At 48.0% G+C, this 23,270-nt stretch carries 23 protein-coding genes and 1 riboswitch; of the genes, 16 read left to right on the top strand and 7 right to left on the bottom strand.

Features of this window, described 5'->3' with window-relative positions; all coding sequences use genetic code 11:
- The first annotated feature begins 57 nt into the window (after positions 1–57).
- Entirely contained in the window at positions 58–519 is a 462-nt protein-coding gene (locus tag A1OO_RS15760) for a DUF1353 domain-containing protein (protein WP_017003606.1), read from the top strand.
- A gap of 79 nt (positions 520–598) precedes the next feature.
- Here the strand turns inward: A1OO_RS15760 and A1OO_RS15755 are convergent, their stop codons facing one another.
- Positions 599–883, bottom strand: coding sequence for a hypothetical protein (locus A1OO_RS15755; protein WP_017003605.1), 285 nt, complete (start codon positions 881–883; stop codon positions 599–601).
- Positions 884–1,222: 339 nt separating this feature from the next.
- On the opposite strand from A1OO_RS15755, the gene A1OO_RS15750 reads away from it, so the two are divergent.
- Positions 1,223–1,594 carry a hypothetical protein gene (locus tag A1OO_RS15750; protein WP_016960985.1) on the top strand — a complete coding sequence of 124 codons (372 nt, stop codon included), beginning with the start codon at positions 1,223–1,225 and terminating at the stop codon, positions 1,592–1,594.
- A 69-nt stretch (positions 1,595–1,663) separates the two neighbouring features.
- Positions 1,664–2,089, top strand: coding sequence for a GFA family protein (locus A1OO_RS15745; protein WP_016960984.1), 426 nt, complete (start codon positions 1,664–1,666; stop codon positions 2,087–2,089).
- Positions 2,090–2,234: 145 nt separating this feature from the next.
- Here A1OO_RS15745 and A1OO_RS15740 read toward each other — a convergent pair whose 3' ends face one another.
- Complete coding sequence (locus tag A1OO_RS15740; RefSeq protein ID WP_017003604.1) at positions 2,235–3,392, bottom strand: DUF5666 domain-containing protein; 1,158 nt, start codon at positions 3,390–3,392, stop codon at positions 2,235–2,237.
- A gap of 418 nt (positions 3,393–3,810) precedes the next feature.
- Here A1OO_RS15740 and A1OO_RS15735 point away from each other — a divergent pair, with 418 nt between their 5' ends.
- Entirely contained in the window at positions 3,811–4,005 is a 195-nt protein-coding gene (locus tag A1OO_RS15735; protein WP_016960982.1) for a hypothetical protein, read from the top strand.
- Between the two features lie 148 nt (positions 4,006–4,153).
- Here A1OO_RS15735 and A1OO_RS15730 read toward each other — a convergent pair whose 3' ends face one another.
- Positions 4,154–5,224, bottom strand: a complete 1,071-nt coding sequence (locus A1OO_RS15730; RefSeq protein ID WP_017003603.1) for a M28 family metallopeptidase — start codon at positions 5,222–5,224, stop codon at positions 4,154–4,156.
- A gap of 352 nt (positions 5,225–5,576) precedes the next feature.
- Between A1OO_RS15730 and A1OO_RS15725 the strand changes: the two genes are divergently transcribed.
- From A1OO_RS15725 to A1OO_RS15710, 4 genes are all read left to right on the top strand, one after another.
- Complete coding sequence (locus tag A1OO_RS15725; RefSeq protein ID WP_016960980.1) at positions 5,577–5,882, top strand: DUF6482 family protein; 306 nt, start codon at positions 5,577–5,579, stop codon at positions 5,880–5,882.
- 141 nt (positions 5,883–6,023) lie between these two features.
- Entirely contained in the window at positions 6,024–7,286 is a 1,263-nt protein-coding gene (locus A1OO_RS15720; RefSeq protein WP_017003602.1) for a mechanosensitive ion channel family protein, read from the top strand.
- A 301-nt stretch (positions 7,287–7,587) separates the two neighbouring features.
- The gene (locus A1OO_RS15715; RefSeq protein ID WP_017003601.1) at positions 7,588–8,004 is read left to right on the top strand and encodes a GNAT family N-acetyltransferase; all 417 of its coding nucleotides are present in this window, start codon (positions 7,588–7,590) and stop codon (positions 8,002–8,004) included.
- Between the two features lie 450 nt (positions 8,005–8,454).
- On the top strand, positions 8,455–9,294 hold the full coding sequence (locus A1OO_RS15710) for an esterase/lipase family protein (protein ID WP_017003599.1): 840 nt from the start codon (positions 8,455–8,457) through the stop codon (positions 9,292–9,294).
- 256 nt (positions 9,295–9,550) lie between these two features.
- On the opposite strand, the gene A1OO_RS15705 is transcribed toward A1OO_RS15710, so the two are convergent.
- The 3 genes from A1OO_RS15705 to A1OO_RS15695 all read right to left on the bottom strand — a co-directional run bounded on the left by A1OO_RS15705 (position 9,551) and on the right by A1OO_RS15695 (position 10,832).
- On the bottom strand, positions 9,551–9,832 hold the full coding sequence (locus A1OO_RS15705) for a TfoX/Sxy family DNA transformation protein (protein WP_241819143.1): 282 nt from the start codon (positions 9,830–9,832) through the stop codon (positions 9,551–9,553).
- 109 nt (positions 9,833–9,941) lie between these two features.
- Positions 9,942–10,517: a YdeI/OmpD-associated family protein gene (locus A1OO_RS15700; RefSeq protein ID WP_016960975.1), complete on the bottom strand. Its 576-nt coding sequence runs from the start codon at positions 10,515–10,517 to the stop codon at positions 9,942–9,944.
- Between the two features lie 99 nt (positions 10,518–10,616).
- Positions 10,617–10,832: a TIGR02450 family Trp-rich protein gene (locus A1OO_RS15695; protein ID WP_017003598.1), complete on the bottom strand. Its 216-nt coding sequence runs from the start codon at positions 10,830–10,832 to the stop codon at positions 10,617–10,619.
- 407 nt (positions 10,833–11,239) lie between these two features.
- Positions 11,240–11,383: riboswitch (guanidine-I (ykkC/yxkD leader) on the top strand.
- A gap of 56 nt (positions 11,384–11,439) precedes the next feature.
- On the opposite strand from A1OO_RS15695, the gene A1OO_RS15690 reads away from it, so the two are divergent.
- The 8 genes from A1OO_RS15690 (at position 11,440) to A1OO_RS15655 (ending at position 21,747) form a co-directional block, all read left to right on the top strand.
- Positions 11,440–12,543 (top strand): putative urea ABC transporter substrate-binding protein, encoded by a 1,104-nt coding sequence (locus A1OO_RS15690; protein ID WP_016960971.1) that lies wholly within the window; start codon positions 11,440–11,442, stop codon positions 12,541–12,543.
- 9 nt (positions 12,544–12,552) lie between these two features.
- The gene (locus A1OO_RS15685) at positions 12,553–13,377 is read left to right on the top strand and encodes an ABC transporter permease (RefSeq protein WP_017003596.1); all 825 of its coding nucleotides are present in this window, start codon (positions 12,553–12,555) and stop codon (positions 13,375–13,377) included.
- Positions 13,377–14,234 carry an ABC transporter ATP-binding protein gene (locus A1OO_RS15680; RefSeq protein ID WP_016960969.1) on the top strand — a complete coding sequence of 286 codons (858 nt, stop codon included), beginning with the start codon at positions 13,377–13,379 and terminating at the stop codon, positions 14,232–14,234. Before A1OO_RS15685 ends, A1OO_RS15680 begins: the two co-directional genes overlap by 1 nt.
- A 41-nt stretch (positions 14,235–14,275) precedes the next feature.
- Complete coding sequence (locus A1OO_RS15675) at positions 14,276–15,001, top strand: urea amidolyase associated protein UAAP1 (protein ID WP_017003595.1); 726 nt, start codon at positions 14,276–14,278, stop codon at positions 14,999–15,001.
- A 10-nt stretch (positions 15,002–15,011) separates the two neighbouring features.
- On the top strand, positions 15,012–15,656 hold the full coding sequence (locus tag A1OO_RS15670; RefSeq protein WP_017003594.1) for an urea amidolyase associated protein UAAP2: 645 nt from the start codon (positions 15,012–15,014) through the stop codon (positions 15,654–15,656).
- A gap of 124 nt (positions 15,657–15,780) precedes the next feature.
- The gene (uca, locus tag A1OO_RS15665) at positions 15,781–19,446 is read left to right on the top strand and encodes an urea carboxylase (RefSeq protein WP_017003593.1); all 3,666 of its coding nucleotides are present in this window, start codon (positions 15,781–15,783) and stop codon (positions 19,444–19,446) included.
- Positions 19,446–21,206, top strand: a complete 1,761-nt coding sequence (atzF, locus tag A1OO_RS15660) for an allophanate hydrolase (RefSeq protein WP_017003592.1) — start codon at positions 19,446–19,448, stop codon at positions 21,204–21,206. Before uca ends, atzF begins: the two co-directional genes overlap by 1 nt.
- A gap of 103 nt (positions 21,207–21,309) precedes the next feature.
- A complete protein-coding gene (locus A1OO_RS15655) occupies positions 21,310–21,747 on the top strand; it encodes a DUF4156 domain-containing protein (RefSeq protein WP_017003591.1) in 438 nt (145 codons plus the stop codon).
- 115 nt (positions 21,748–21,862) lie between these two features.
- On the opposite strand, the gene A1OO_RS15650 is transcribed toward A1OO_RS15655, so the two are convergent.
- Complete coding sequence (locus A1OO_RS15650; RefSeq protein WP_016960963.1) at positions 21,863–23,050, bottom strand: PLP-dependent aminotransferase family protein; 1,188 nt, start codon at positions 23,048–23,050, stop codon at positions 21,863–21,865.
- Positions 23,051–23,270 lie beyond the last annotated feature (220 nt).

Below are 23,270 nucleotides of genomic sequence, written 5' to 3'. Positions count from 1 at the left end.
CAGATGTGACATTGGTTCAAATTGCTTGGCGTTATAAGTGTTTGATAGGAGAATGCGATGCTTAAACAACCCAAACTTCAGCCCAGTGCGTTGGTTAATAAATACGAATTAACATGGGACTTTGAAATTGAAGCCGATGGCGTGGATATTGTTGTTCCTAAATATTTTCGTTATGACGGCGCAACAATTCCAGCCATCGCTTGGCAGATCACGTTCACGCCGTTTCACCCAGACGTTATGATGCCAGCTTTGGTTCATGACTGGCTGTTTTACAATCATCAAGTTGATCGAGAGCAAGCCGACGATATTTTATTCACATTGCTTCGCCAAAACGGGGTGGATAACCTTCGTGCGAACATGATCTGGGGAGCTGTGAGGACAGCAGGCGGATTATTTTGGGACAATGATGATGAAGACATCGAGACGTTGAAAAAGCTTTATAGACTGGTGAAGAACAGAGAGAACGTTGATCGATATCGTTTCCCGCAAGCGATCATTGACGCCATTAATAACGAATAATCTGTAAGGCTTGTTGTTCAGTTTTGGTGTGTGTGGCGGCTAAAATCAGCTGACACCAAGCGTCGATTCATTCACACATCTACTTCACCCTAAAAAGGCAATGCTCTGCGTTACCGACTTTGAAATTGGCCGACTGAGAAAGTTTGAGTTGGTCTAGCTCGTCAATCATGTAATCAGTGTAGTTTTGGCGCTTCATCCATTGCATGGGTTCTGAGAAGCTGTCTTCGCTCACCACAAACGATTCATTTTTCAACGTGCTTTCTCGTACGTTTACAATCCACATTCTTTGTTGAAATTCGCTGGTCTGGTGAAGCTTGCCAATTAGGTTCTTGTTTAACTGCTTAAAGAAGTGCGTCACCTTCATTGGTCTTTTTCTCCTTACCAAAAATGTTTTTATATTAAGCGTTTAGCGCTATCGGGATTATTCGAATACACGGCATTAGCTTGATGTTTTGACAGAATAATCTGTGTTGACTGTGTTTTAAACCTTAATCCGTCTAAAGACAGAGAAATGTGGGTGTCTTTCGATATTGATCAATCGCAGAATACCGTTAACGTGGGTTGCACCGTCACAACCACTGCGATGGGCAGATTGGTCAAACGTCATTTTGCCAGGCGTGGCAAACACGACATCATGCCTTGTGGTAGGGTGAAGGTTCTTATACGGATACCGTTTGGGTGTTTGTGTTGCATGGAGGCAGGTATGTTACTTGTGGGTTCTTTTCTACTGATATTTATTGGATTTGTTCATTCCTATCTTGGTGAAAAGTACATTCTCATTCGCTTATTTAGACGTGATAACTTGCCTAAACTGCTCGGCAGCGATTGGTTTACGAAACGTGTTCTAAGGTTCGCGTGGCACATTACGACGATCGCTTGGTGGGGCTTTGCGGCGATATTGTATTTTTTGTCCAATCCCAGCGGTGACATTCGATCAGAAATACTCATGACTATTGCGGTGGTATTTTCATTGAGTGGCGTGGTGTCGCTATGGTTTTCACGCGGCAAGCATTTGTCATGGTTGTTCTTTTTCGGCATTGCGAGCACATGCTTGTTTGCCGTTTTTGCACATTGAGCATTTTACGTCTCACTGCTTGTGCGCGCGCGCATGATGAAAGTGACATCATATTTTAAGGAATGAAGAATGGAAGGGTCAGACAAAACACGCGCAAGTTGCCTTTGCGGAAGCGTTAAAGTTGAGGTTGGTGAAGTGAACCCGAACTTCACCGTGTGCCATTGCGATACGTGCCGTTCATGGGGTGGGGGGCCGTTGTTTGCCGTTCAATGCGGAACCGACGTTCAGTTTGAAGGCTCAGAGATGATTAAAGAGTATGAGTCGTCACCTTGGGCAACGCGTGGCTTCTGCGGGAAATGTGGCACTCATCTATTCTATCGTTTGAATAAAACGGGTAGCTACAACATGCCTTTGGGTTTGATCCCTGAGTTAAGTGATTTGGTGATGTCTATGCAGTATTTTAGCGATCAACGCCCAGACTATTACTGCTTTTCAAATGAATCCAAAGAAATGACCAAGGCAGAAATCGAGGTGTATTTCGCGTCGTTGGTGTGAATGAACGCTTTTTTTTCAATCGATGTGATTGTCCGCTTATTACGCCTCAGTTCGTTAACCGTATACGTGGGATTCAAACACCAAACATGGAAAAGGGGCGTTCGCCCCTTTATTTATGTTTGTCGTTTTGATTCAGAGGTTCGACTTAGTCGTCTTCTCTTTCAATTTCACGCGCAACATAATCACCGCTGATGATCACGCCTTCAACTTCTAGACGTTCACCTTCAAGAGTATCTATGGTTAGGCCGTCGTCAAAGCGAGTTTGAGCATCGATGTAGATAGTTTGTTCTTTACCTTTGACCTTGATAATGAATGTTTCGTCATCGACGTTCACGCTTGATGCAGTGCCTTCGGTTTCAAATTCAAACGCATCCCAATCAAAGTCAAAATCAACGTCGTCTTCAAACTCGATTTCTTTGGCAATCAGCTTGTCGCCTTTTTTGATGTAATCGACTTCCACTTCAGCGCCGATGCGCAGAGAGGATTTGTCGCCATCGTCGTATTTGGTCGATGGGTGAATATCAAAGGTGCCGCGATAGTTCACTTCAAACGCACTCTTGTCTGTCGCTACCCAAGTGACAACACCTTCAATCTCGCCTTCACCATGGACGTCGTTGTAGTTTTTGAGTTTGATCTTTTCGGCGGTCAATACACCGTTATCTTCGTTGTAACCACCAATCACCTCAACCCAGGTGCCATTGCGCAGTTTCTTTGGATTGTTAACGAGGTTTTGATCAAACAACACGGTTAGCGATTTGCCAATTTTAAAAGTGCCGTTGTTGAAATCAATGGATGAAATGCGGCCTTCGGCTTCCGCCAACCCGTCTTGGTCAAAGTCGAAGCTAATCACAGACAAGACTTTGTAGCTGTCGTTCGCGCTTGGTAGGGAGGAGACCATTACCCAGTCACCGTTTTGAATGCCTGGTGAAAGGGCGGCAAAGCTTAACTCAATGCCATTAATGGTAAATGTGTCTTTAGGTTCGCCGATTTTTTCAATACGACCGGTAAACGTTGGCTCAAGCTCAATGTGAGCGCCAGTTTGTGCTCGGGCTGCCGTGCTAACGTTGACCATCATGTTGGTTTGAAGCTGCACTGGATCAATTGCGAAGCCACGGTATTGAACCTTGTTCGCTTGATACTGATGCCCGTTAACGGTCACTGAATTTGCGGAAATCTGCTCGATTTTCCCTTCAACCGACATTGACGTTGCTGGCTGAGTTGTTGTGTTATTTCCGCCGTCGCTACCGCCGCCACAGGCAGTCAGAGTCAGGGTTAGCAGGGGGATCATTGCGTATCGTTTCATTCAAAAGTCCCTAAAAGACAAAGTGCTTAATTTTCGGCGCGGAATCTATCACAGCAGTTGTGCGTGAAAATCAGGGTGAATGTCAGGGTTTTGTCAGATGTGACATTGGTTCAAATTGCTTGGCGTTATAAGTGTTTGATTGCTTACAAAAACAGCATGAGTGACAGGGTTAGTGCGGTGATGTTTGTCGATCATGCTCGTCGTGTCTCTAATTTGAGCGCATGACTCACTGATGAAACTCGTATTCATTCTGGGTGTTTATTGGCTGGAGTGACGTTGCTTGAGATGTAAAACTCTTACTCTCAAGGTTTTATGATCAACAAAGAGACATCTGTTTTGATTGGCGGTACTGCAGTTTCAATTGAAGTTAATCAGGCGGGTTGTCATTAAGATTGTTTAGGCGAAAAGAGAGCGGCAGATGAAAGTCCAAAACTACCTTAAATCCTATGATGATTTTTTTGAAGCTATCGACACCCAACTTGTCGATGGTATGTATGTGATTGAGCGGCGGCGACCACGTGAACGCAGAGATAATCGCGTGAGGTTTCAGGGGTACGATCGCCGGAACAGTGCAGATCGCCGCGATACGATTATCATCGATGAATACATATAGGCGTTAAACGAGCAGTGAACGTTCTGGCGTTGATAATAGGATCATGAACTCATCGACGATGAGCGAGACAATGGATATATAAAAACGGTGCCTGATGGCACCGTTTTTCGTTTGGGTTAGCGCTTTGGTTTCAGTGTATTTCGGTTTGTCACTTCACCCATTTGTTCGCTTCAAGGGCAAAGGTTTCTAGCACTTGAATGTTTTGGTTCAGCTGCGTTTGTAATCTGTCTTTAAACAGTGGGGTTAGGGTATCCAAGCGGTCAAACTTGGTGTGCCAAATTTTACCCCAATGCTTCTCTTCTTCACGGTTACACGCACTAAGAGTCTTGTCGTCAAAGCAACTCCAGAGCGCGTCATTGGTGGTTTGTGAATATCCGTCATTCCCTTCTTCACCATCAATGGCAAAGTTCGTGGCTTCAAGGTATCCGATAGGAATGCCGCCACATGCAAACGGTGCATGATCAGACCAATTGCCTGTTTCACCCTCAGGGTATCCTTCAAAGGTGGGGTGAAGTTTGTGGCCATTTTCTTTGTAGAGTTGATCAGAAACCGCTTTCAAGCCTGACCGAACAGATGTGTCGCCCGTGTAATTGGCTTTTCTCACATAGTCACATTTGTACGGCGTGGAGTGAGCGCTGTGAACATAGAGTTTGTCGCCGCCAATGATGGTGTCGAGGTTGATCATGCCGACGACATTATCGAGTGCACCCGTTTTATTCACATAATACTTAGAACCATTGAGGCCAAACTCTTCTGCACCAAATGCGATTAAGCGAACTGTGTAGGGAAGTTGTTTCCCTTTTAGATCTTTCGCCATGGCGAGTAGGGCAACAACGCCGGAGCCATTGTCCGTCGCACCGAGTGAGCCTTTTTCATCGCCTTTGGTGTCGTAATGCGCGCCAATAACCAGCACTTTTTCGGACTGGCCGGGGATATCGACCATCACGTTCTCAGACTTCAGTACTTTTCCATCAAGCTCGAAAGAGAAGGGTTGAGTGGTGACTTTGTAACCGGATTTTTTCCATTGTTCTGCAATCCAATCTGCGGTTTGTTTTTCCTGTGGTGTGCCAACGCGTCTGGCTCCAATGCCATTGGTTTCATCGGTTAATGCAACGAGTTGATCCCATGCGTAGTCGTCTGCAAACGCTGCGCCGGAGACAAACACCGTGCCTGAGAGTAAGAGTGTGCCGCAAAGGACGGTTGTGATCGTATTTTTCATGATGATTTCCGTATCGGTGATTATTTATTATGTGTCGATTTTAGTGGAGCACAGATTGGTCTAATTTCCTTGGGTGTGAAGCCCAAAAAACACGGACGAACAGGGTTTCAAAGCCCATTCTTATTGACATGACGCTTTGTCCCATAAGTGGGGTGTGTTGAGAATATTGCACTGTTGCTTTGAGATATTTTGCCCAAATTTTCAGCGTTCGTATTGCCTGTTAGCTGCGAGGGCGGTGTGATGTCTCTGAGGCACAGGGAATGTTGGAGAGAAATTAAACCTTATATGACTGGTGCGCGTAATGATGGGTTATCGCCAATGAATGCAAGAAATAACCAATAGAGGGCAAGCGATGAAAATGACACTGAGAGCGTTGGCAACACTCAAAAGCATAGACACCTTGATTATCCACTCACTCGACCTGTGTTTGTATCAAGCGTCAGTGATCATCGAGGGCGAGGAATTCTTGGTCACGGATGATATTGGTAACTTGATCCGCGCTCATTCGTTGCTAGAAATTCAAAAGCAGTGTCAGAACGTGAAAGCGAAATCGCAGGTGATGCGCCAAGAAAGTGCTTATGACGAGATGGTTGGCGGCCCCGAAAAAGGCGATGGAAATCGATTGGAAGTGCTGATCAGTGATAACAAGTTGTATTAATTGAACGAAACCAACCCAGTATCAAAACTGCCTCACCACAGATGAAATGTGCCTGATAGGCTTAGAACCGAGTGACTGACAAGACGTTTCATACTGAATATTGTTGTTGCTCAGGACACATTCATCGCAGAGAGGGCATATATGTTAGATCACGGGGTTCGTCAGTACGTCACCGACAAGTTAGCGTCAATGGGGGTCGACAGCGATCCTTATGGTACAGAGCCCACCATCATCTTCCTTCTTGCTGCGGTCGGGGTGGCAGTGATTAGCTATTTGATCGTGTACAAGATCATTGTGCGAACGGTCAATTTTGCCATTAGCAAAAACAAAAAATCATGGGGAAACAGCCTGATCAACCATGAAGTGTTGGAAAAAATTGCCTTGCTTGTTCCCATCATGATCCTCGACTTGCTGATTCCTCCCATTCTCGCGCATCACCCTTCATTAGAAACATTATCTGACCGATTGCTTGGTGTGTCCGTGTTGGTGATGTTCATCTGGATGATGTTTGCTCTGTTAGATGCGCTGCATGAAATTGCGGTTAACAAAGGCGTGACCCGCAGAATGCCCGTAAAGAGCTTTGTTCAGCTCATCAAGCTGTTCACTTTTTTTGTCGGTATTGTGGTGTCGGTATCTATCCTCGCCAATGAATCCCCGGTGATTTTCCTTAGTGGTTTAGGCGTGGCAACAGGCTTGGTCATGTTGGTGTTCAAAGACACCATTTTGGGATTTGTTGCGGGCATTCAGCTTGCAGCAAACCGCATGGTGAGCCTCAATGACTGGATTGAGATGAATGATTACGGCGCGAATGGCTCGGTGGAAGAAGTGTCGCTCACGACAGTTAAAGTACGAAACTTCGACAACACAGTCACCATGTTACCTGCGTATGCGCTGGTACAGAACGCGTTCATCAACTGGCAGGGCATGTCCGATTCCGGTGGGCGACGTATTATGCGCTCGGTGAACATTGACCTGAGCTCGATTAGATTTATGACCGAGGAGGAAATTGAAGCCTTAAAAGAGATTCGAATACTGCGCGAATTTCTGTTTGAAAAATCGCGAGAGATTAAAGAGTTCAATGAGAACTTAGAAGATGTTCATCATGCCGCTAACCTTCGCCAAATGACGAATGTGGGTGTGTTTCGGGCTTACCTCACAACGTATCTTCGTTCTCACAAAGACATCCACCATTACATGCTCTTTATGGTGCGCCAACTTGCCCCAACGGCAGAGGGGTTACCACTGCAAATCTACGCTTTTACCAATAATACGGATTGGGTCTTTTACGAAGGTGTTCAAGCCGATATTTTTGACCATATCTACGCAATAATGCCAATGTTCGGACTGAGACCTTTCCAAGCTTTTGGTGGGCATGATGCCGGCAGAATTGGTTTGAAAGAGTAGTGTTTCTCGCGTTGAGCTAGAAGGAGAAGAGCTGTCGGGCAAAGACGAAATCGTCTCATCGTAGGGTACGCCCGACAGCATGTTCGATGGGGTGAATATAATGACTAACCTGCTGAAATAATGAGATATTCAACACGGTTTTTAATTGTGTCGTCATCGTGAACGTATCTTTATGTACTGCGCTGGTATTTCTGAATTTTCTTATTGACCAATTGGTTAGTATGTTGTTGTTTTTATTCTTGCTATTATCGGCAATAGCGACTTTTTTGACCAACAATAACGCTCACAAGGAAAGTGAAGATTGAACATTCAGCAAATCAACTGGCAAGAGGCCATCCCCATTCGGCATCAAGTGCTTTGGCCTGACAAGCCACCCGTGTTTTGTGAATTAGACGGCGATGAAACGGCATTGCATTTGGGTGCGTTCATAAAAGGGCAGCTTGTTTGTGTCGCGTCAGTGTTCTTTGATGGTAGCCGTGCGCGGTTGAGAAAGTTTGCCACGCTGCAAAGCTATCAAGGGCAGGGCATCGGCGCTGAAGTGCTTTCTGCGCTGCTAAGTGGAAACGTGCTCAAAGACCGAGGAGTTGAGGTGTTTTGGTGCGATGCGCGTGAATCTGCCATGCGGTTGTATCAACGCTTTGGTATGTCGCCAGAAGGCGAGCGTTTTTACAAAGGTGATATCCCTTATTTCAAAATGAGTGTACGGCTGGAGCATTGATGCGCTCGCTAAAGTAAGCGCCAGTGAAACAGAACAGTGCAAACAGTGCACTACAACAGCGCCCAGCCAGAGATGAAAGTCAGGTAATTTAAATTTTTGTATTTAAAATCAAGTGAATAAAAAAGTGGCAAGGGGTTTGCAATAAGAGAAGTGTGCGTAAGGCACATGTCCTACAGACAATAAACGTTTACTCCTTGCTGTAAAGATATTTGTTTCTCTGGTCAATCGTCCTTGTGACGGTTGACAGAGAAACTTTTTTTTACTTTTCCGTCGATGCATCTCAACGCCCTTTGTTCCCTGTCTTTTCTTCTCCTTTTCATTGCGTTGTGTGTCGAAAAACCTTTCTTTGTTGCTGTAGCTATATATAGACACCTTGAATGGCTATGCCAATCTACGCTTTTCTTATATTCCGCGCTGCGTACGGCAAAATATAAAAGAGAGGGTGAAAAGATGGCAAAGGTAATCGTATTGATTCACGGGCGCTCGAATAAGCCAGCGCCTGCGACATTAAAAGACAATTGGATTGAAGCCATTCAAGAGGGGCTGAGAACCACCACGTCTTTAACTTCGTTAGGGGATATCAACGTTGAAATGGCGTATTACGCCGATCTCCATTATACCGGCGGCCCCGTGAACGATGTTGATAACAGTGAGCCTTATAAAGAAGCCGCACTGGGTAGTATTAAGCGTTACAAAAAAGGCTTTTTCGATAGGATCAGAAAGCTATCGGGCGATTGGATTGAAGGCGTGGTTGATAGCGTTGAAGAGTACAGCGGCGTGTTTTCTCATCTTGCGCGAAGTGTCGCCAAGAAATTACTGAGAGATTTGGGCAAGTATTATAGCCAACCTACTTTCCGCCGCAGTGTGAACAATCGATTGGAAGATATCTTAAAGAAACATCGTGACGACGAAGTGATTTTGGTCTCCCATTCTATGGGCACCATTATTGCCTATGAAGTGCTTCGTGATATGGGCAAAACAGGCTATCAAATTGATCACTTTATCACCATGGGCTCACCACTTGGCATGGCAGCAGTGCAGGGCAACATGCTGAATCATCGCAATCAGCTGCGTACTCCGTCTTGCGTGACAAAGTCTTGGGCGAACTTCTCTGATCCCGGTGACTATGTGTGCATTGATACCCACTTAGCGGATGATTACAGCCGCAACAGCACGAATATTGGGGTGAAGGATCATTTGGTCTGCAATGATTACCCGAACAATGAGCATAAATCTTACGGCTACCTTCGTACCCCTGAGTTTTCTGAACACTTGGCGTCGTTACTGTAGTCATTAGTATTGCTGAAGCCGTTTGCAATGGGTATCGCCATACATCGTGTATAAAAGAAAGTGCCGACGAATGCGTCGGCTTCTCTTGTTAGATTACCGCTAGATACCCACACATTGAGCTCGAATTTACCGTGTAAATCGGCTGGGAATAGATCGTCTTTGAGAGCCTTGTGGCTGTTAGTTGAACGGGGAATGCGATGGTCCCAGAATGGAGCAAACGTCAAACGTCAAACGTCAAACGTGAAACAATGTGGTATTACTTTGGCGCTAATCCCATATCATCAAGCCTGTATATTATTTCCTCTCTACGCGTTTTTGCCACTTCTTGCCAATGAATGCCTTCGCGAGCGCCTATAATTGCGTAAATAGAATTTAATCCCGTGCCTTTAACGTTTAATTTTAGTTGCTTATATAACTCAAAAGGGTCAATGGCCATAAAGTCTTCGACAGTGTTAATATCCACTTCTGCTAAAATCTCTTCGCTCTTAGGTCCGAAACCTTTTAAATCCCTTAATCGCATCTGAACCTCAATGGTCACCTCACGCCCATTTTAGGCGCTGATAATGGTTAGTTAACATGTTGAAGAATGAAAACAGTTACCTGTTTATAGTCCTGCTGGTTGGCTTGTTCTCTCTGGTGAGTGACACTTATGCAGGCTTTTTCTCATCAACAAGCATGCTCATAAATTTTGCAAATCGCTTTAGTCGAGTTTCGGGTTTCTTTGCACTTGTTAAACCGTAGGCGATGGTATAACGATTTGATTTTGTAAGTTTTTCGTAAAACGCTTTTGCTTTCGGCTGGTTTTCAAGAGCAGCGATAAAATCAGCAGGTACTTCCATTTCACTTACCACATAAGCTTTTTCCCAACGACCATCAGCTTTCGCTGCACGAACATGTACAAGCCCAGGCTCCATCATCCTACGTTGGTTGATTAAACGTTCAACATGCTCTGTGTTTCTCTTTGACCAGTTACTTCGGGTTGTTCTGGGCGTAATGCGTTGAAGATAGGCTTGATCATCCATTGATTTCTTAATGCCATCTATCCAACCCCAGCATAAAACCTCTATGACTACATCATTCCAGGTGACACTTTGAAGTCCTGAATTTTTCTTGTATATCTTTACCCAAAGCTCACTTTCAGTTGCGTGATTTACTTTAAGCCACTCACCGAGATCTTCCGGTGTTTCAAATGTCATGATTTTCAATGGATCGGGTTCAGGCATCTCGATAGATTCTCTTAGACACAACGTCGTTTTGAATTTATTAGCGTGACTATCCCAGCTCGTTCTGTTGATTGCTAGATGTGCTTGATTGAGCCATCGTTATTTCCAACCTTGAACCCATTTCTCACTATTTTTTAGGTCTGTCCAATCAATGGGGTACGCATTTTTCGACAGCACTGCTTCGAGTTGACACGAAATCACTGAACCGTCTTCTTCAAACTCAATGTCTGAGATCAGAAAATGCTTTTCTCGATTCATCGGTTTCACTGCTGTCCATTTGCTGTTTCGTAACTTGGCTGGATTGATTTGATTCACATGTACTCCATAGGTGTCAGTGTCAGTGTCAGTGTTGGTTTGGGTCTATCTGGAAACCGTTCAATGATTACGGTTCTTCAGCCATTTAAGTTCAGTCAATCTATGGGATGTTTTGGCAAAAAAGGTGAATAGCGTTGAGGTGGCTTGCTCGGTGGGCTTCGGTGATGCACTGACAGAAGATATTTCGGTGTAAATCGGTGCAACTCACGCACTGAATTGGCGCATCGATAGTCGATGAAATACGAGAAAACCTCCTTAAAATTATATTAATCAATAAGATGAAAATCTGGCAAGGCATTTGCTTTTATCGAAACAGTAGCGAGCCAAAGATGTATCGGTGAATGGTGATTTAACATCAACACTACGTAGCGTTAATACTAGATTTCGTTAGCGCTAGACGACAATTTGCAATAGATAACTAGGGTTCCGGCTGTTTCTTCTCTTCGTCAATGTATCGCGGTTAATTGCCCGAACGAAGAAGGTCACGGTGTCTGGTCCGAGAGTTGTCAACCTCACTTGAGGTCACACGGAGGGATAAAAGCCCGGGAGATGAAATCGATATCTCTTTGGCTCCATCCCGTTTGTGAAACTCAAGGTAGAGGTAGTTATGTATACGTTCTCATCAATACTCCGCAATATTTCATCAACCCGAAAAACCATCTCACGTTTGATCCTGAGCGTTGCTGTCTGTTTCTCTTTTCTATCAAGCCCAGCGATAGCGGAAGACAAGCCTACGTTTCGTCTTGCTTGGTCAATCTATGTCGGTTGGATGCCGTGGGACTACGGCAACAATGCAGGGATCATCAAAAAGTGGGGCGACAAATACGGCGTTAACATCGATGTGGTGCAGGTGAACGATTACATCGAGTCGATCAACCAATACACCGCCGGTTCGTTTGATGCCACTGTGATGACTAACATGGATGCACTAACTATTCCGGCTGCCAGCGGCGTAGATTCCACCGCACTGATTGTGGGTGATTTCTCAAACGGTAATGACGGCATCGTGCTGAAAAGTGCTGACAAGCTCGCTGATATCAAAGGCCAACGGGTCAACTTGGTAGAGTTGAGTGTTTCTCATTACTTGTTGGCTCGTGCGCTTGAAACTGTCGATATGACCGAGCGTGATGTCACTGTGGTGAATACCACTGACGCTGATTTGGTGCCTGCATTTGTGACCGAAGACGTGACGGCTGTGACGACGTGGAACCCCTTACTGGCTGAAATCATCAAAATGCCAAACGCCAACAAAGTGTTCGATTCTTCCATGATCCCTGGCGAAATCATTGACCTTTTGGTGGTGAACACAGACACCTTGGCGCAGCATCCTGAGCTGGGTAAGGCACTGACGGGCGCATGGTATGAAATTATGGCGACCATGCAACAGGACAACGAAGCAGGCGCTAAAGCACTCGAGTTTATGGCTGCCGCTTCCGGTACGGACTTGGCGGGCTACAAAGACCAACTCGCATCGACCAAAATGTTCTACAAACCCGCTGACGCTGTTGCGTTTACTGAATCTGCCGCACTGAAAGACACCATGGCGAAAGTGGCTGAATTCTCTTTCAAGCATGGTTTACTGGGAGAAGGCGCACCGGATGCCGGTTTCATCGGTATTGAAACGCCAGCGGGTGTGTTCGGTGATGAACAAAACATCACGCTTCGCTTCAACCCGGATTACATGGCAATGGCGGCAGATAACGCGCTGTAAGGAAGCATGATGACTCGGATTATTAACCGAAAGCCTTCCGCGTTTGGGCGCACTGTTCTGGCCTGTTTGCCCTTTGTTCTTCTGATCGCCGCCTACATGGTGGCATCAGATGCGCGATTGGCGATTAACCCCAACGACAAGTTACTGCCGTCGTTTGACAGTATTGCAGCCGCGATTGATCGCATGGCTTTTGAGCCGAGCAAACGTACTGGCGATTACTTATTGTGGGTCGATACGTGGGCGAGCTTACAGCGCTTGTTTCTGGGCGTGGGGATCAGCGGGTTATTGGCGCTGGTGATTGGTGTGGCAAACGGCATGATCCCGTATGTGCGTGCGCCAATGTCTCCCATGGTTCGCGCCTTGTCGTTGATCCCGCCTATGGCGATTCTTCCCATTTTGTTTATCGCGTTGGGGTTGGGTGAACTGTCTAAGGTGATGCTGATTATCATTGGGATTACACCGATGATGATCCGCGATCTTCAGCTACGCACCGAAAGCCTTCCTGCCGAACAAATCATCAAAGCCCAAACCTTGGGCGCAAACTCTTGGACGCTCATGCTTCGCGTTGTCCTTCCGCAAGTGATGCCTCGGCTCATTGAAGCTGTGCGACTGACGCTTGGCAGCGCATGGCTGTTTTTGATTGCCGCGGAAGCCATTGCTGCGACGGAAGGGTTGGGTTATCGCATCTTTTTGATTCGCCGTTACTTGGCGATGGATGTGATTTTGCCATACGTGCTGTGGATTACGATTTTGGCGTTCTTGATGGATTGGGCCTTACAGAAATTGTCAGCCCATCGTTACCCATGGTTTCACGCACAGGGAGGGAAATCCTAATGAGTGAATCAGCAAGCAACACGTCGAACAGCCAAGGGCCAAAGCCGATTGTTGATGGCAATGCGTCAATGATGGAAGCCAACACGCCGATCATCGAAGCAAAAGGTCTTTGGAAAGAATATGGCAGCCATGTGGTGATTGAACGCCTCAACATCAAAGTGATGGCGGGGGAGTTCATCAGTATTTTGGGTACGTCGGGCTGCGGGAAATCAACTTTTCTCAACATGCTGCTCGGCACTCAAGCTCCTTCACGTGGTCAATTGCTGCTTGATGGCGAACCGCTGAGTTCTGAACCGGGGCCGGAGCGCGGCATTGTGTTCCAAAAGTATTCGGTGTTTCCACACATGACCGCGTTGCAAAACATCATGGTGGCGGATGAGCTAGAAATGAGTCGCTTAACAGGCCGAATATGGGGCAGTGGTCGCGCCGTGTTGCGAGACAAAGCGATGGCGCAGCTCGACAAGCTTGGATTGGCGCACGCGGCAGATAAGTATCCAGCAGAAATGTCAGGCGGTATGCAGCAGCGACTTGCCATTGCTCAGGCATTGATGAAAAAGCCGCGCATTTTATTGCTCGATGAACCCTTCGGCGCGCTCGACCCCGGTATTCGTAAAGACATGCACGAACTGATCAACCAAATCTGGCAAGAGCAGAATCTCACCATTTTTATGATCACTCACGATTTACACGAAGGCTTCAAATTGGGCTCGCGTCTTTGGGTGTTCGACAAACCACGATTCGACCCACAAGCGCCAGAGCGTTTTGGTTCGCAAGTCACGTTTGATATCCCACTCAATTCAACCGGACAAGACGCGCTGATTGCCAGTTTACAGGCCAAGCAGCAAGACGTGGCCTGAGCTGGGAATATTTCGCAAGTGAATAGCAAGGAGAGCAATAAATGGAACTGAAGAATTTGTTTTATCACCGGTATCTCGGTGGTCAACACGGCGGATTAGAAATCCCAGCAGGCCATAGCCTGCGTTTAACGGACGTGGAAGGTGGCGCGAATGCGAGCTTACTGCTGTTCAACCCACGCAACCCGTTAGAGCGCATTAACTTGCCTGACACCCTCAAATGCCAGCACACCTTCAAGCTGACGGCAGGCAATTGTGTCTATTCCGACATGGGACGAATTTTCTGCTCCATCGTGCAAGACGATACGGGCTGGATCGACAGCGTCGGCGGCTTGAGTAACAAAAACCATGTGGCCAAGGTATGGGGCGAGCGTAATTACCAAAGTGATCGCAACGATTGGCTGCAAAATGGTCATGACGCCATGCTGGTGGAAATGGCGAAATTTGGGCTTGGCCTGCGTGATTTGGCCGCCACGCTCAATGTCTTCAGCAAGGTCGAAACCACCGATGATGGTCAGCTCACCTTTGTGCAAAGACACAGCAAAGCAGCCTCAGTGGTTGAACTGCGTTTTGAAATGGACACCATCGTTTTGTTTAGCACCTGCCCGCACCCGATGAATGAAGCCGTGGTTTATCCGCGCAATCCGGTTGATGTCGAAATGGTGAAATCTTCTCTGGTTGAGGCAGATGATGCTTGTCTAAATCATTGTGATGAAAACCGCCGTGGATTTCTCAACACTCGCCAATATCAGCCTGTACTCGTCGATTAAGGAGAATGACATGATCAAAGAGAGTGATTTTAAAATGGATACCGCCATTTCTCGTGAGGTGGTCGATGCGGGTGACTACTACTTCAACGTGGTGAAAAAAGGCGAACGTGTTCGCATTACCGATCTGGAAGGCAATCAGGCAGCGGATACCTTGTTCTACAACGCCAATAATCCCACGGAGCGTTATAGCGCCATGGATACCTTGCGTGAGCAGGGCAACGCCTACCTCACGGCTGAATCTGTGTTGATGTCGAATTTGTCGAACCCGATGCTCGAAATTGTGGCTGATACGTGCGGGCGTCACGACACCCTCGGTGGCGCATGCTCTACCGAAAGCAACACCGTGCGCTATGCGCTGGAAAAACGTTGTATGCATGCTTGCCGAGACTCTTGGCTGTTGGCGGTGGCAGAGCACCCTGAGTATGGCCTGACTAAGCGCGACATTAGCCACAACATCAACTTCTTTATGAATGTGCCTGTCACCGCCGAAGGGGGGCTGACCTTTGCCGATGGCATCAGTGCGCCGGGTAAATACGTGGAACTGGAAGCGAAAATGGACGTGATTGTGTTGGTGTCGAATTGCCCCCAATTGAATAACCCTTGTAACGCGTATAACCCAACTCCCGTTGAAATTTCGGTGTGGGAAGCGGCGTAAGTTCGCACGGTAGACACAAAGAATAAGGTAAGGGACGACCCTAACGCCATCGGGTTCACTCACCGTGTTGGCGACACACTTTCGGTCTTAATTCGGGACGACCCGACGAATTGAAGGCAAAGCTATGTTTAACAAGAACAAGATGTTTAACAAGAACAAGATGTTCAATAAAGTGTTGATTGCAAACCGTGGCGCGATTGCGTGTCGGATCATCCGCACATTAGATGCAATGGGTGTGGCGAGTGTGGCGGTTTATCACGAAGACGATGCAGGCAGCCTGCATACGCGAAATGCCACAGAAGCCTTTAGCCTCGGTGAAGGCAGCGCCGCTGAAACCTATCTCAACATGAATAAAATCATCGCGATTGCCAAAGAAGCGGGCGCAGAAGCGATTCATCCAGGTTACGGCTTTTTAAGTGAAAACCCCGATTTTGTGGCAGCGTGTCAGCAAGAGAACCTGGTGTTCCTCGGCCCAACCAGTGACCAAATTAATCAGTTTGGCTTAAAGCATACTGCTCGTGAACTGGCGGAGCAGGCGAATGTGCCCCTGCTACCCGGAACGGGCTTGCTGGAAAGCGTTGAAGAAGCGATTGCTAGCGCTGAAACCATGGGCTATCCCATCATGCTGAAAAGCACCGCCGGTGGCGGTGGTATCGGCATGCGTTTTTGCGAAAATGCCGAGCAGTTAACCGATGCGTTTGATGCCGTAAAACGTCTGGGTGAAGCCAACTTCAGCCATAGTGGCTTGTTCATGGAAAAATTCATCACAGCGGCACGCCACATTGAAGTGCAAGTGGTGGGTGACGGCGAAGGCAATGTGATTGCCCTTGGTGAACGTGATTGCTCCGCGCAGCGACGTAACCAAAAAGTGATGGAAGAAACACCCGCCCCAAATCTGGACGATGAAACCCGTCAAGCATTGCAACAGACGGCGATTCAGCTGGCGGAATCGGTCAATTATCGCAGCGCGGGTACGGTGGAATTTATTCTTGATCAGTCCACGCAGCAGTTCTATTTCCTCGAAGTCAATACCCGTCTGCAAGTGGAGCATGGCGTCACTGAAATGATCTTTGGCGTCGATATTGTCAAGCTGATGGTGGAAATTGGCGCGGGCGAATATCACGCAAGTTGGGTGGAAACGAAAGCCGCCAAACCACATGGTCACGCGATTCAGTTCCGTTTGTACGCGGAAGATCCAAACCGACAGTTTCAGCCATCGACAGGGTTGATCACGACATTGGCCTTCCCTGAGGGCATTGATGCAAACCGCGTGATCACGCAAGAAAACGGTAGCACAGTACGGATTGATACCTGGGTGGAGGCGGGCGTAGAAGTCAGTCCGTTTTTTGACCCTATGATTGCCAAAGTCATGGTGCACGGGGGCGATCGCCAAAGCGCACTGGAAGATATTGCTGAATTATTGAAAAGCACTCATCTGTATGGCATTGAAACTAATCTGTCTTATTTAGCTCAGCTTGCTGTTGAACCTATGGTGAAGCTGGGCAATGTGCTGACATCGAGTCTCGCTGGGTTCAATTATCAACCATCGACGGTGGATGTATTAGCGAGCGGGACACAAACGACGGTTCAAGACTATCCCGCGCGCAGTGGCTATTGGCATGTCGGCATTCCGCCATCGGGGCCAATGGACAGCCTGAGTTTTCGTCTCGGGAATCAATTGCTCGAAAATGCACAGACGTGTGCGGGTTTAGAAATCATCGCTAATGGCCCGACGCTGCGCTTCAACCAGCCGACTCAAGTGGTCGTAACGGGCGCTGACATCAATGTGAAATGCAACGGTGCGGACGCGCCTATGTGGACGGTACTGGATATTGAAAAGGGCGATACGCTTGCGCTTGGCGCGATGACAGGTGAGGGGGCTCGCGCGTATCTTCTGATCAAAGACGGGTTTGATTGTCCTGAATATCTCGGCAGCCGTTCGACGTTTACCTTGGGCAAATTCGGTGGTCATGGTGGCCGCGCGTTAATGGCGGGTGATGTGCTTCATCTTCATCCCGTTGAACACGATAAAAGCCTGACTGCCAGAACCATGGATAAACCCGATCTGGGCATGACGCATACATTGCGCATGATTTACGGTCCGCACGGTGCGCCTGATTTCTTTACTGACAACGACATTTCGGCGTTTTTTGATGCGGAATGGGAAGTGCACTTTAACTCCAGCCGCACGGGTGTGCGTCTTATCGGGCCAAAACCTGAATGGGCGAGAACCGACGGCGGTGAAGCAGGGCTGCATCCATCGAATATTCACGACAACGCTTATGCGGTAGGCACGGTCGATTTCACGGGAGATATGCCTGTGATTTTAGGGCCAGATGGCCCAAGCCTAGGTGGCTTTGTCTGTCCGGCGACCATTATCAAAGCGGATTTGTGGAAAATGGGGCAACTAAAAGCCGGCGACAAAGTGCGCTTCCAGCCTGTCACGATGTTTGATGCCGAAGAAGCCGAGAAACATCAACGCCTCGCTATTGCCCAGTTACAAACCCAAGAACTTCCACTCGCGGCTTTCATGCCAACTACGCCTGTGTTGAAAGAACTTGCTGCCGACAAATACGGTGAGACGGTGGTGTATCGCCCAAGCGGTGAGGATTTCCTGCTGGTGGAATACGGCCCACAAATGCTGGACATCCGCCTGCGTTTTCGTGTTCACGCCTTAATGATGACCTTGGAAAGCATGGCCGTCCCCGCGATTAAAGAGCTGACGCCGGGTATTCGATCGCTGCAAGTGCATTACGACAACTTGCAGTCACCTTGCGAAGAAATGCTGGCGATCCTCGAACGTGCAGAAGCGGCTATCGGTGATATTTCACAGCTCACCGTGCCATCACGCGTGGTGCATCTTCCCTTGTCTTGGGACGATCCTTCCATCCAATTAGCGATGCGTAAATACGACGAAGTGGTGCGAAAAAATGCGCCGTGGAGCCCGAATAATATCGAGTTCATTCGTCGTATTAACGGCTTGGACAGCATGGATCAGGTCAAGGACATCGTGTTTGATGCCAGCTATTTGGTGATGGGACTGGGTGATGTTTACCTTGGCGCGCCTGTCGCGACGCCGATGGATCCTCGCCATCGTTTGGTGACCACCAAATACAACCCCGCGCGTACATGGACGCCTGAAAATGCCGTCGGTATTGGCGGCGCGTATATGTGTGTGTATGGCATGGAAGGGCCGGGTGGCTATCAGCTGATGGGGCGAACGCTCCAAATGTGGAATCGCTACGGAAAGAGCAAAGCCTTTGATAAACCTTGGCTGCTGCGCTTTTTCGATCAGATCCGTTTCTATCCGGTTTCCCACGAAGAACTGACGGATATTCGTCGTGATTTCCCGCGCGGGCAATTTGACGTCCGCATCGAAGAAACCCGCTTCAGCCTTGCTGACTATGAAGCCATGCTTGAGCAAGAAAAGGCGTCGATCACCGCGTTCAAATCTCGCCAGCAACAGGCGTTCGATGAAGAGCGTCAGCGCTGGGAAGAAAGTGGCGAAGCCAACTTTGTTGCCGACACGGTGGAAGAACAAAGCACGGCTGACGACATATTGGAAGATGGACAATTTACCGTTTCTAGCCAGTTGGCGGGCAACGTGTGGCAATTGCTGGCAAAACCCGGCGATACCATTGAAATTGGCCAACCCCTCTTGATTGTTGAGTCGATGAAAATGGAAATCGAAGTCACCGCCACCCAATCGGGTCGCGTGGTGCACTATGCCAAAGCGGAAGGTGAGCAAGTGCGAGCAGGTCAAACATTGTTAATCATGGAGCAGATCTAATGGAATTCACGTCAATTCAGGCCTTGCTGGATGCGTACAAAAGCGGTGAGACGACGCCAGAGGCATACTTACGTCAGCAGTGGAAGCAAGCCAAAGCTGACGTCAATCATTGTTGGATTTCGAATATCAGCGAAGCGCAATTAGATGGCTATATCAAAGCGCTCAAAAACAGCAACCCCGAATTAAAACCACTTTATGGCGTGCCATTCGCGATCAAAGATAATATCGACTTATTGGGACTGCCGACCACGGCGGCCTGCAAAGAATTCGCCTACTCGCCAGGCAGTTCAGCCTTTGTGGTACAGGCCTTGATTGATGCGGGCGCTGTGCCGTTAGGCAAAACCAACCTCGACCAGTTTGCCACGGGCTTAAACGGCACACGTAGCCCGTATGGCGCGTGTCAAAATAGTATCGACCCAACGTACATCTCAGGGGGGTCAAGTGCTGGCAGTGCCGTGTCTGTGGCATTGAAGCAGGTGTTGTTCTCTCTGGGGACAGACACCGCAGGATCAGGGCGTGTCCCGGCGGCGTTTAATCGCTTGGTGGGCATGAAAGCGAGTATCGGTCGAATTAGCTGTCGCGGCTTAGTGCCAGCATGCCGAACGCTGGATTGCATTACTGTGTTCGCACATTCGGTGGATGACATTGAACACGTGTTGCCCGTAGCTGGGCAATACGATCCGTCTGATTGCTATGCGAGAGACTTTTCTGACTCTGATTCAGGGGTCATTTATTCCTTCGATAAGCCACGCATTGGTGTGCCGCGTGATACCCAATTGGCATTCTTCGGCAACGATAATTACAGGTGTCGTTTTACCGAAAGCAAAGCCCAATGCGAAGCGTTAGGCGCAGAGTTAGTGGACGTGGATTTCAGTCCGTTTTTGGATGCGGCCAAGTTGTTGTATCACGGCCCTTGGGTTGCTGAGCGTTATGCCGGGATCAAAGCGTTTTTTGATGAACATGAAGCTGACTGCGACCCCGCAATTCAAGCCATTATTGGCGGCGCTCGTGGGTTAACAGCGGTAGATGCGTTCAATGCCCAATATCAACTTCAAGCATTGAAAAAGCGTTGTGATGCGATTTTGAATTCTGTCGATGCCATCTTGATCCCAACGGCAGGGAATATCTACACCATTGAGGAAATGCAGGCTGACCCGATCCAGTTGAATACCAACTTGGGTTTCTACACCAATTTCATGAACTTGTTAGATTATGCTGCCATCGCTGTGCCTGCAGACGACGAATCCGAAAACATGCCATTTGGTATCACGCTGTTTTCAGACAAAGGCACTGAGCCAAAGCTCTTAGAAATGGCCAAAGCGTACACGGGTAAGTCTCGCATTGAAGTCGGTGAGCGTATTCCAGAGTCCATGGTGATGGCTGTCTGTGGCGCGCACATGGCGGGACTGCCGCTTAACCATCAACTGATCAGTCGTCAGGCTTCCTTTTTGGAGAAAAGACGCAGTGCCGCGCGATACCAGTTCTTTGCGTTGGCAGGAGAAGAGCCCAAGCGTCCGGGCATGGTGCGCACAAAAGAAGGTGGGCATCGCATTGAATTGGAACTTTGGGAGATGCCTACGGCACGATTCGGTGATTTTCTGGCGGGCATTCCAAGCCCGTTAGGCTTGGGAAAAGTTGAGTTAGATGATGGCACTTGGGTGACAGGTTTTATCTGTGAAGAAGCGAGTGCAGCCGGCGGGCGAGATATCTCTCATTTTGGTAGTTGGCGCGGTTTTTTAGCTTCAAAGAGCGATTCCTGATAAAGCCCATATAAGTCGGTGAATGACGTCTGCTTATTTTGCTTGCTTTTACATCAACTCAGGATAAACTTCGCGCCCTTGAAACAGTAGAGACGCGTCTTAAATGAAAAACATTTCGCTATGTGCAGCATGGGTTTCTGCTGCACTGTTATCGGGTTGTGTGACTTTCCCAACCCAAGAGTCAGAGCAAGTCCAAGTGATTTGGGATGATATCAATGCGATTCAAGGATGTGAGCATAAAGGCACAGTGATCGGCTCAGAAGGGCATTTTTACGATTACTGGCTACACGCAGACAAAGACATGGTTTGGGGAACGCTAAACCAAATGCGAATGAAGGCTGCTGAGAAAGGCGGTAACGTGTTGTATCTGTATCAACCGTTTGGTTTCTCAAGCTCTGTCACCATGTTTGGTAACGCGTATGCGTGCGATGTGGACGCGTCATTAGCGGCTGCGGCTGATGCTACAGAGAAAGCGGCGACAGAAACGACCGCGATCACAGTAGACGTTGCTGACACGGTTGAAGTGATCGACGCGAACTAATACACGTTCATGCGGTAACGTTAACATCATACGAAAAAGGGCATCGCAGAGAAATTTGCGGTGCCCTTTTTGTTCGCTGTTTTCTAGGGATCAGACGAAGGTGTGTGATGTCCCGTTATACGAAAACGGGCACTTCTTGATTGGTCACGGCGCTTAACTGTTCGCGCAGACCTGCTGCCAAACGCGTTACCGCTTCGGCAAGTTCTTCGTTTGTCGCGTTGGTGAAATTCAAACGCAGCGCGGCATCCGCGCTTTCTGGTTTCGGGTAGAAAACAGGGCTAGGCACAACCGCCACACCGTTACTGAGTAGCGATTTTGCCAGTGCAAAGGTGTCACACTCAGGCAGTGTTACCCAAACAAACATGCCACCATCAACGGCGTTCAATTCACACCCTTCAGGCAGCTTTTGCTGCAGTTCGCTAAACAAAGTTTCATAGCGAGATTTGTAGAGCGAGCGAATGGTATCAATGTGTTGATCGAAGTCTTTGTGTTCTAACAGGCCAAGCAGCAGAGCTTGCATTGGCACACTCGAGTGCAGATCTGCGCCTTGTTTGACTTTAACCATCGGTTCGATATAGCTACGTTTTCCGGTTACCACGCCAATGCGCAGGCCAGGAGACGCAATTTTCGAGAAAGAGCGCAGAACAATCGAGTTTTGCGGGCAGAAATCAGACACCAACGGAAGGGCATCGCCAGCAAAACGCAGTTCGCGGTAAGGGGCATCTTCAATCAATGCCACTTTGTATTTGATGCACAGCGCGGCGACTTGCTGGCGTGTTTCTAGTGACCAGCAAACCCCTGTTGGGTTGTGAAAATCCGGTACGGCGTAAAACATTTTTGGTGATTGCTCGGCAAAGCAGGTTTCTAGCGCAGTTAAATCAGGCCCGAATTCTGTTTGCGGCACGGTCACCATGTCAGCTTGTACCAAGCCAAATACTTGCATCGCACCCAAATAGCTTGGTGCTTCCATCACGACTTTGTCACCAGGGTTCACGTAGGCGCGGGCAATCAAATCCAAGCCTTGTTGTGAGCCGGTACAAACCATCGCCATGTGGCTTTCTGGCAGTTCGAAATAGGTGTTGAGGAACGTGAGTAGTGGGCCATAACCCGCTGTCGCACCGTATTGAAATACCTCGGGCATGTCAGACAGGCCTTCGAGGGTGGCTTTCATCAGGTCGATAGGGAAGGTTTTTTCATCCGGCAAACCACCCGCGAGAGAGATAACGTTCTTATCTGACGCTGCGGCCAAAATCTCACGAATATAGGAAGAAGGGATTTGCTGAAGCGATGTTGCGATTTCCATATCAGTACCTGAACAACGTATGAATGACTTATCAAAAAATATTACAACGCATTGTGGTTTTTAGAATGTCCGTTTATGCTGTTCGATATGTCCGTTTATGCTATTTGGTCAAATGAGCCATCAACACATTTCCCGCATCAATGATGTGCTGTACTACATTCACAAAGATATTAGCCGCGATTTGCCCGCCAAAACCTTGGCAGATGTGGCTGCGTATTCG

Source organism: Enterovibrio norvegicus FF-33, assembly GCF_000286835.2.
Classification (GTDB): Bacteria; Pseudomonadota; Gammaproteobacteria; order Enterobacterales; family Vibrionaceae; genus Enterovibrio; species Enterovibrio norvegicus_A.
The sequence above is the reverse complement of the archived record's forward strand: the minus strand, read 5'-3'. Positions and strand labels throughout refer to the sequence as shown.

Excerpts from the sequence above, each read along its gene's own strand:
- A1OO_RS15730 (WP_017003603.1), bottom strand. The coding sequence starts at position 5,224 with ATGAAAAATACGATCACAACCGTCCTTTGCGGCACACTCTTACTCTCA.
- A1OO_RS15675 (WP_017003595.1), top strand. The coding sequence starts at position 14,276 with ATGGAACTGAAGAATTTGTTTTATCACCGGTATCTCGGTGGTCAACAC.
- A1OO_RS15650 (WP_016960963.1), bottom strand. The coding sequence starts at position 23,050 with ATGGAAATCGCAACATCGCTTCAGCAAATCCCTTCTTCCTATATTCGT.
- A1OO_RS15755 (WP_017003605.1), bottom strand. The coding sequence starts at position 883 with ATGAAGGTGACGCACTTCTTTAAGCAGTTAAACAAGAACCTAATTGGC.
- A1OO_RS15680 (WP_016960969.1), top strand. The coding sequence starts at position 13,377 with ATGAGTGAATCAGCAAGCAACACGTCGAACAGCCAAGGGCCAAAGCCG.
- uca (WP_017003593.1), top strand. The coding sequence starts at position 15,781 with ATGTTTAACAAGAACAAGATGTTTAACAAGAACAAGATGTTCAATAAA.
- A1OO_RS15760 (WP_017003606.1), top strand. The coding sequence starts at position 58 with ATGCTTAAACAACCCAAACTTCAGCCCAGTGCGTTGGTTAATAAATAC.
- A1OO_RS15725 (WP_016960980.1), top strand. The coding sequence starts at position 5,577 with ATGAAAATGACACTGAGAGCGTTGGCAACACTCAAAAGCATAGACACC.
- A1OO_RS15685 (WP_017003596.1), top strand. The coding sequence starts at position 12,553 with ATGACTCGGATTATTAACCGAAAGCCTTCCGCGTTTGGGCGCACTGTT.
- A1OO_RS15655 (WP_017003591.1), top strand. The coding sequence starts at position 21,310 with ATGAAAAACATTTCGCTATGTGCAGCATGGGTTTCTGCTGCACTGTTA.
- atzF (WP_017003592.1), top strand. The coding sequence starts at position 19,446 with ATGGAATTCACGTCAATTCAGGCCTTGCTGGATGCGTACAAAAGCGGT.
- A1OO_RS15735 (WP_016960982.1), top strand. The coding sequence starts at position 3,811 with ATGAAAGTCCAAAACTACCTTAAATCCTATGATGATTTTTTTGAAGCT.
- A1OO_RS15745 (WP_016960984.1), top strand. The coding sequence starts at position 1,664 with ATGGAAGGGTCAGACAAAACACGCGCAAGTTGCCTTTGCGGAAGCGTT.
- A1OO_RS15750 (WP_016960985.1), top strand. The coding sequence starts at position 1,223 with ATGTTACTTGTGGGTTCTTTTCTACTGATATTTATTGGATTTGTTCAT.
- A1OO_RS15720 (WP_017003602.1), top strand. The coding sequence starts at position 6,024 with ATGTTAGATCACGGGGTTCGTCAGTACGTCACCGACAAGTTAGCGTCA.
- A1OO_RS15740 (WP_017003604.1), bottom strand. The coding sequence starts at position 3,392 with ATGAAACGATACGCAATGATCCCCCTGCTAACCCTGACTCTGACTGCC.
- A1OO_RS15700 (WP_016960975.1), bottom strand. The coding sequence starts at position 10,517 with ATGCCTGAACCCGATCCATTGAAAATCATGACATTTGAAACACCGGAA.
- A1OO_RS15710 (WP_017003599.1), top strand. The coding sequence starts at position 8,455 with ATGGCAAAGGTAATCGTATTGATTCACGGGCGCTCGAATAAGCCAGCG.
- A1OO_RS15670 (WP_017003594.1), top strand. The coding sequence starts at position 15,012 with ATGATCAAAGAGAGTGATTTTAAAATGGATACCGCCATTTCTCGTGAG.
- A1OO_RS15690 (WP_016960971.1), top strand. The coding sequence starts at position 11,440 with ATGTATACGTTCTCATCAATACTCCGCAATATTTCATCAACCCGAAAA.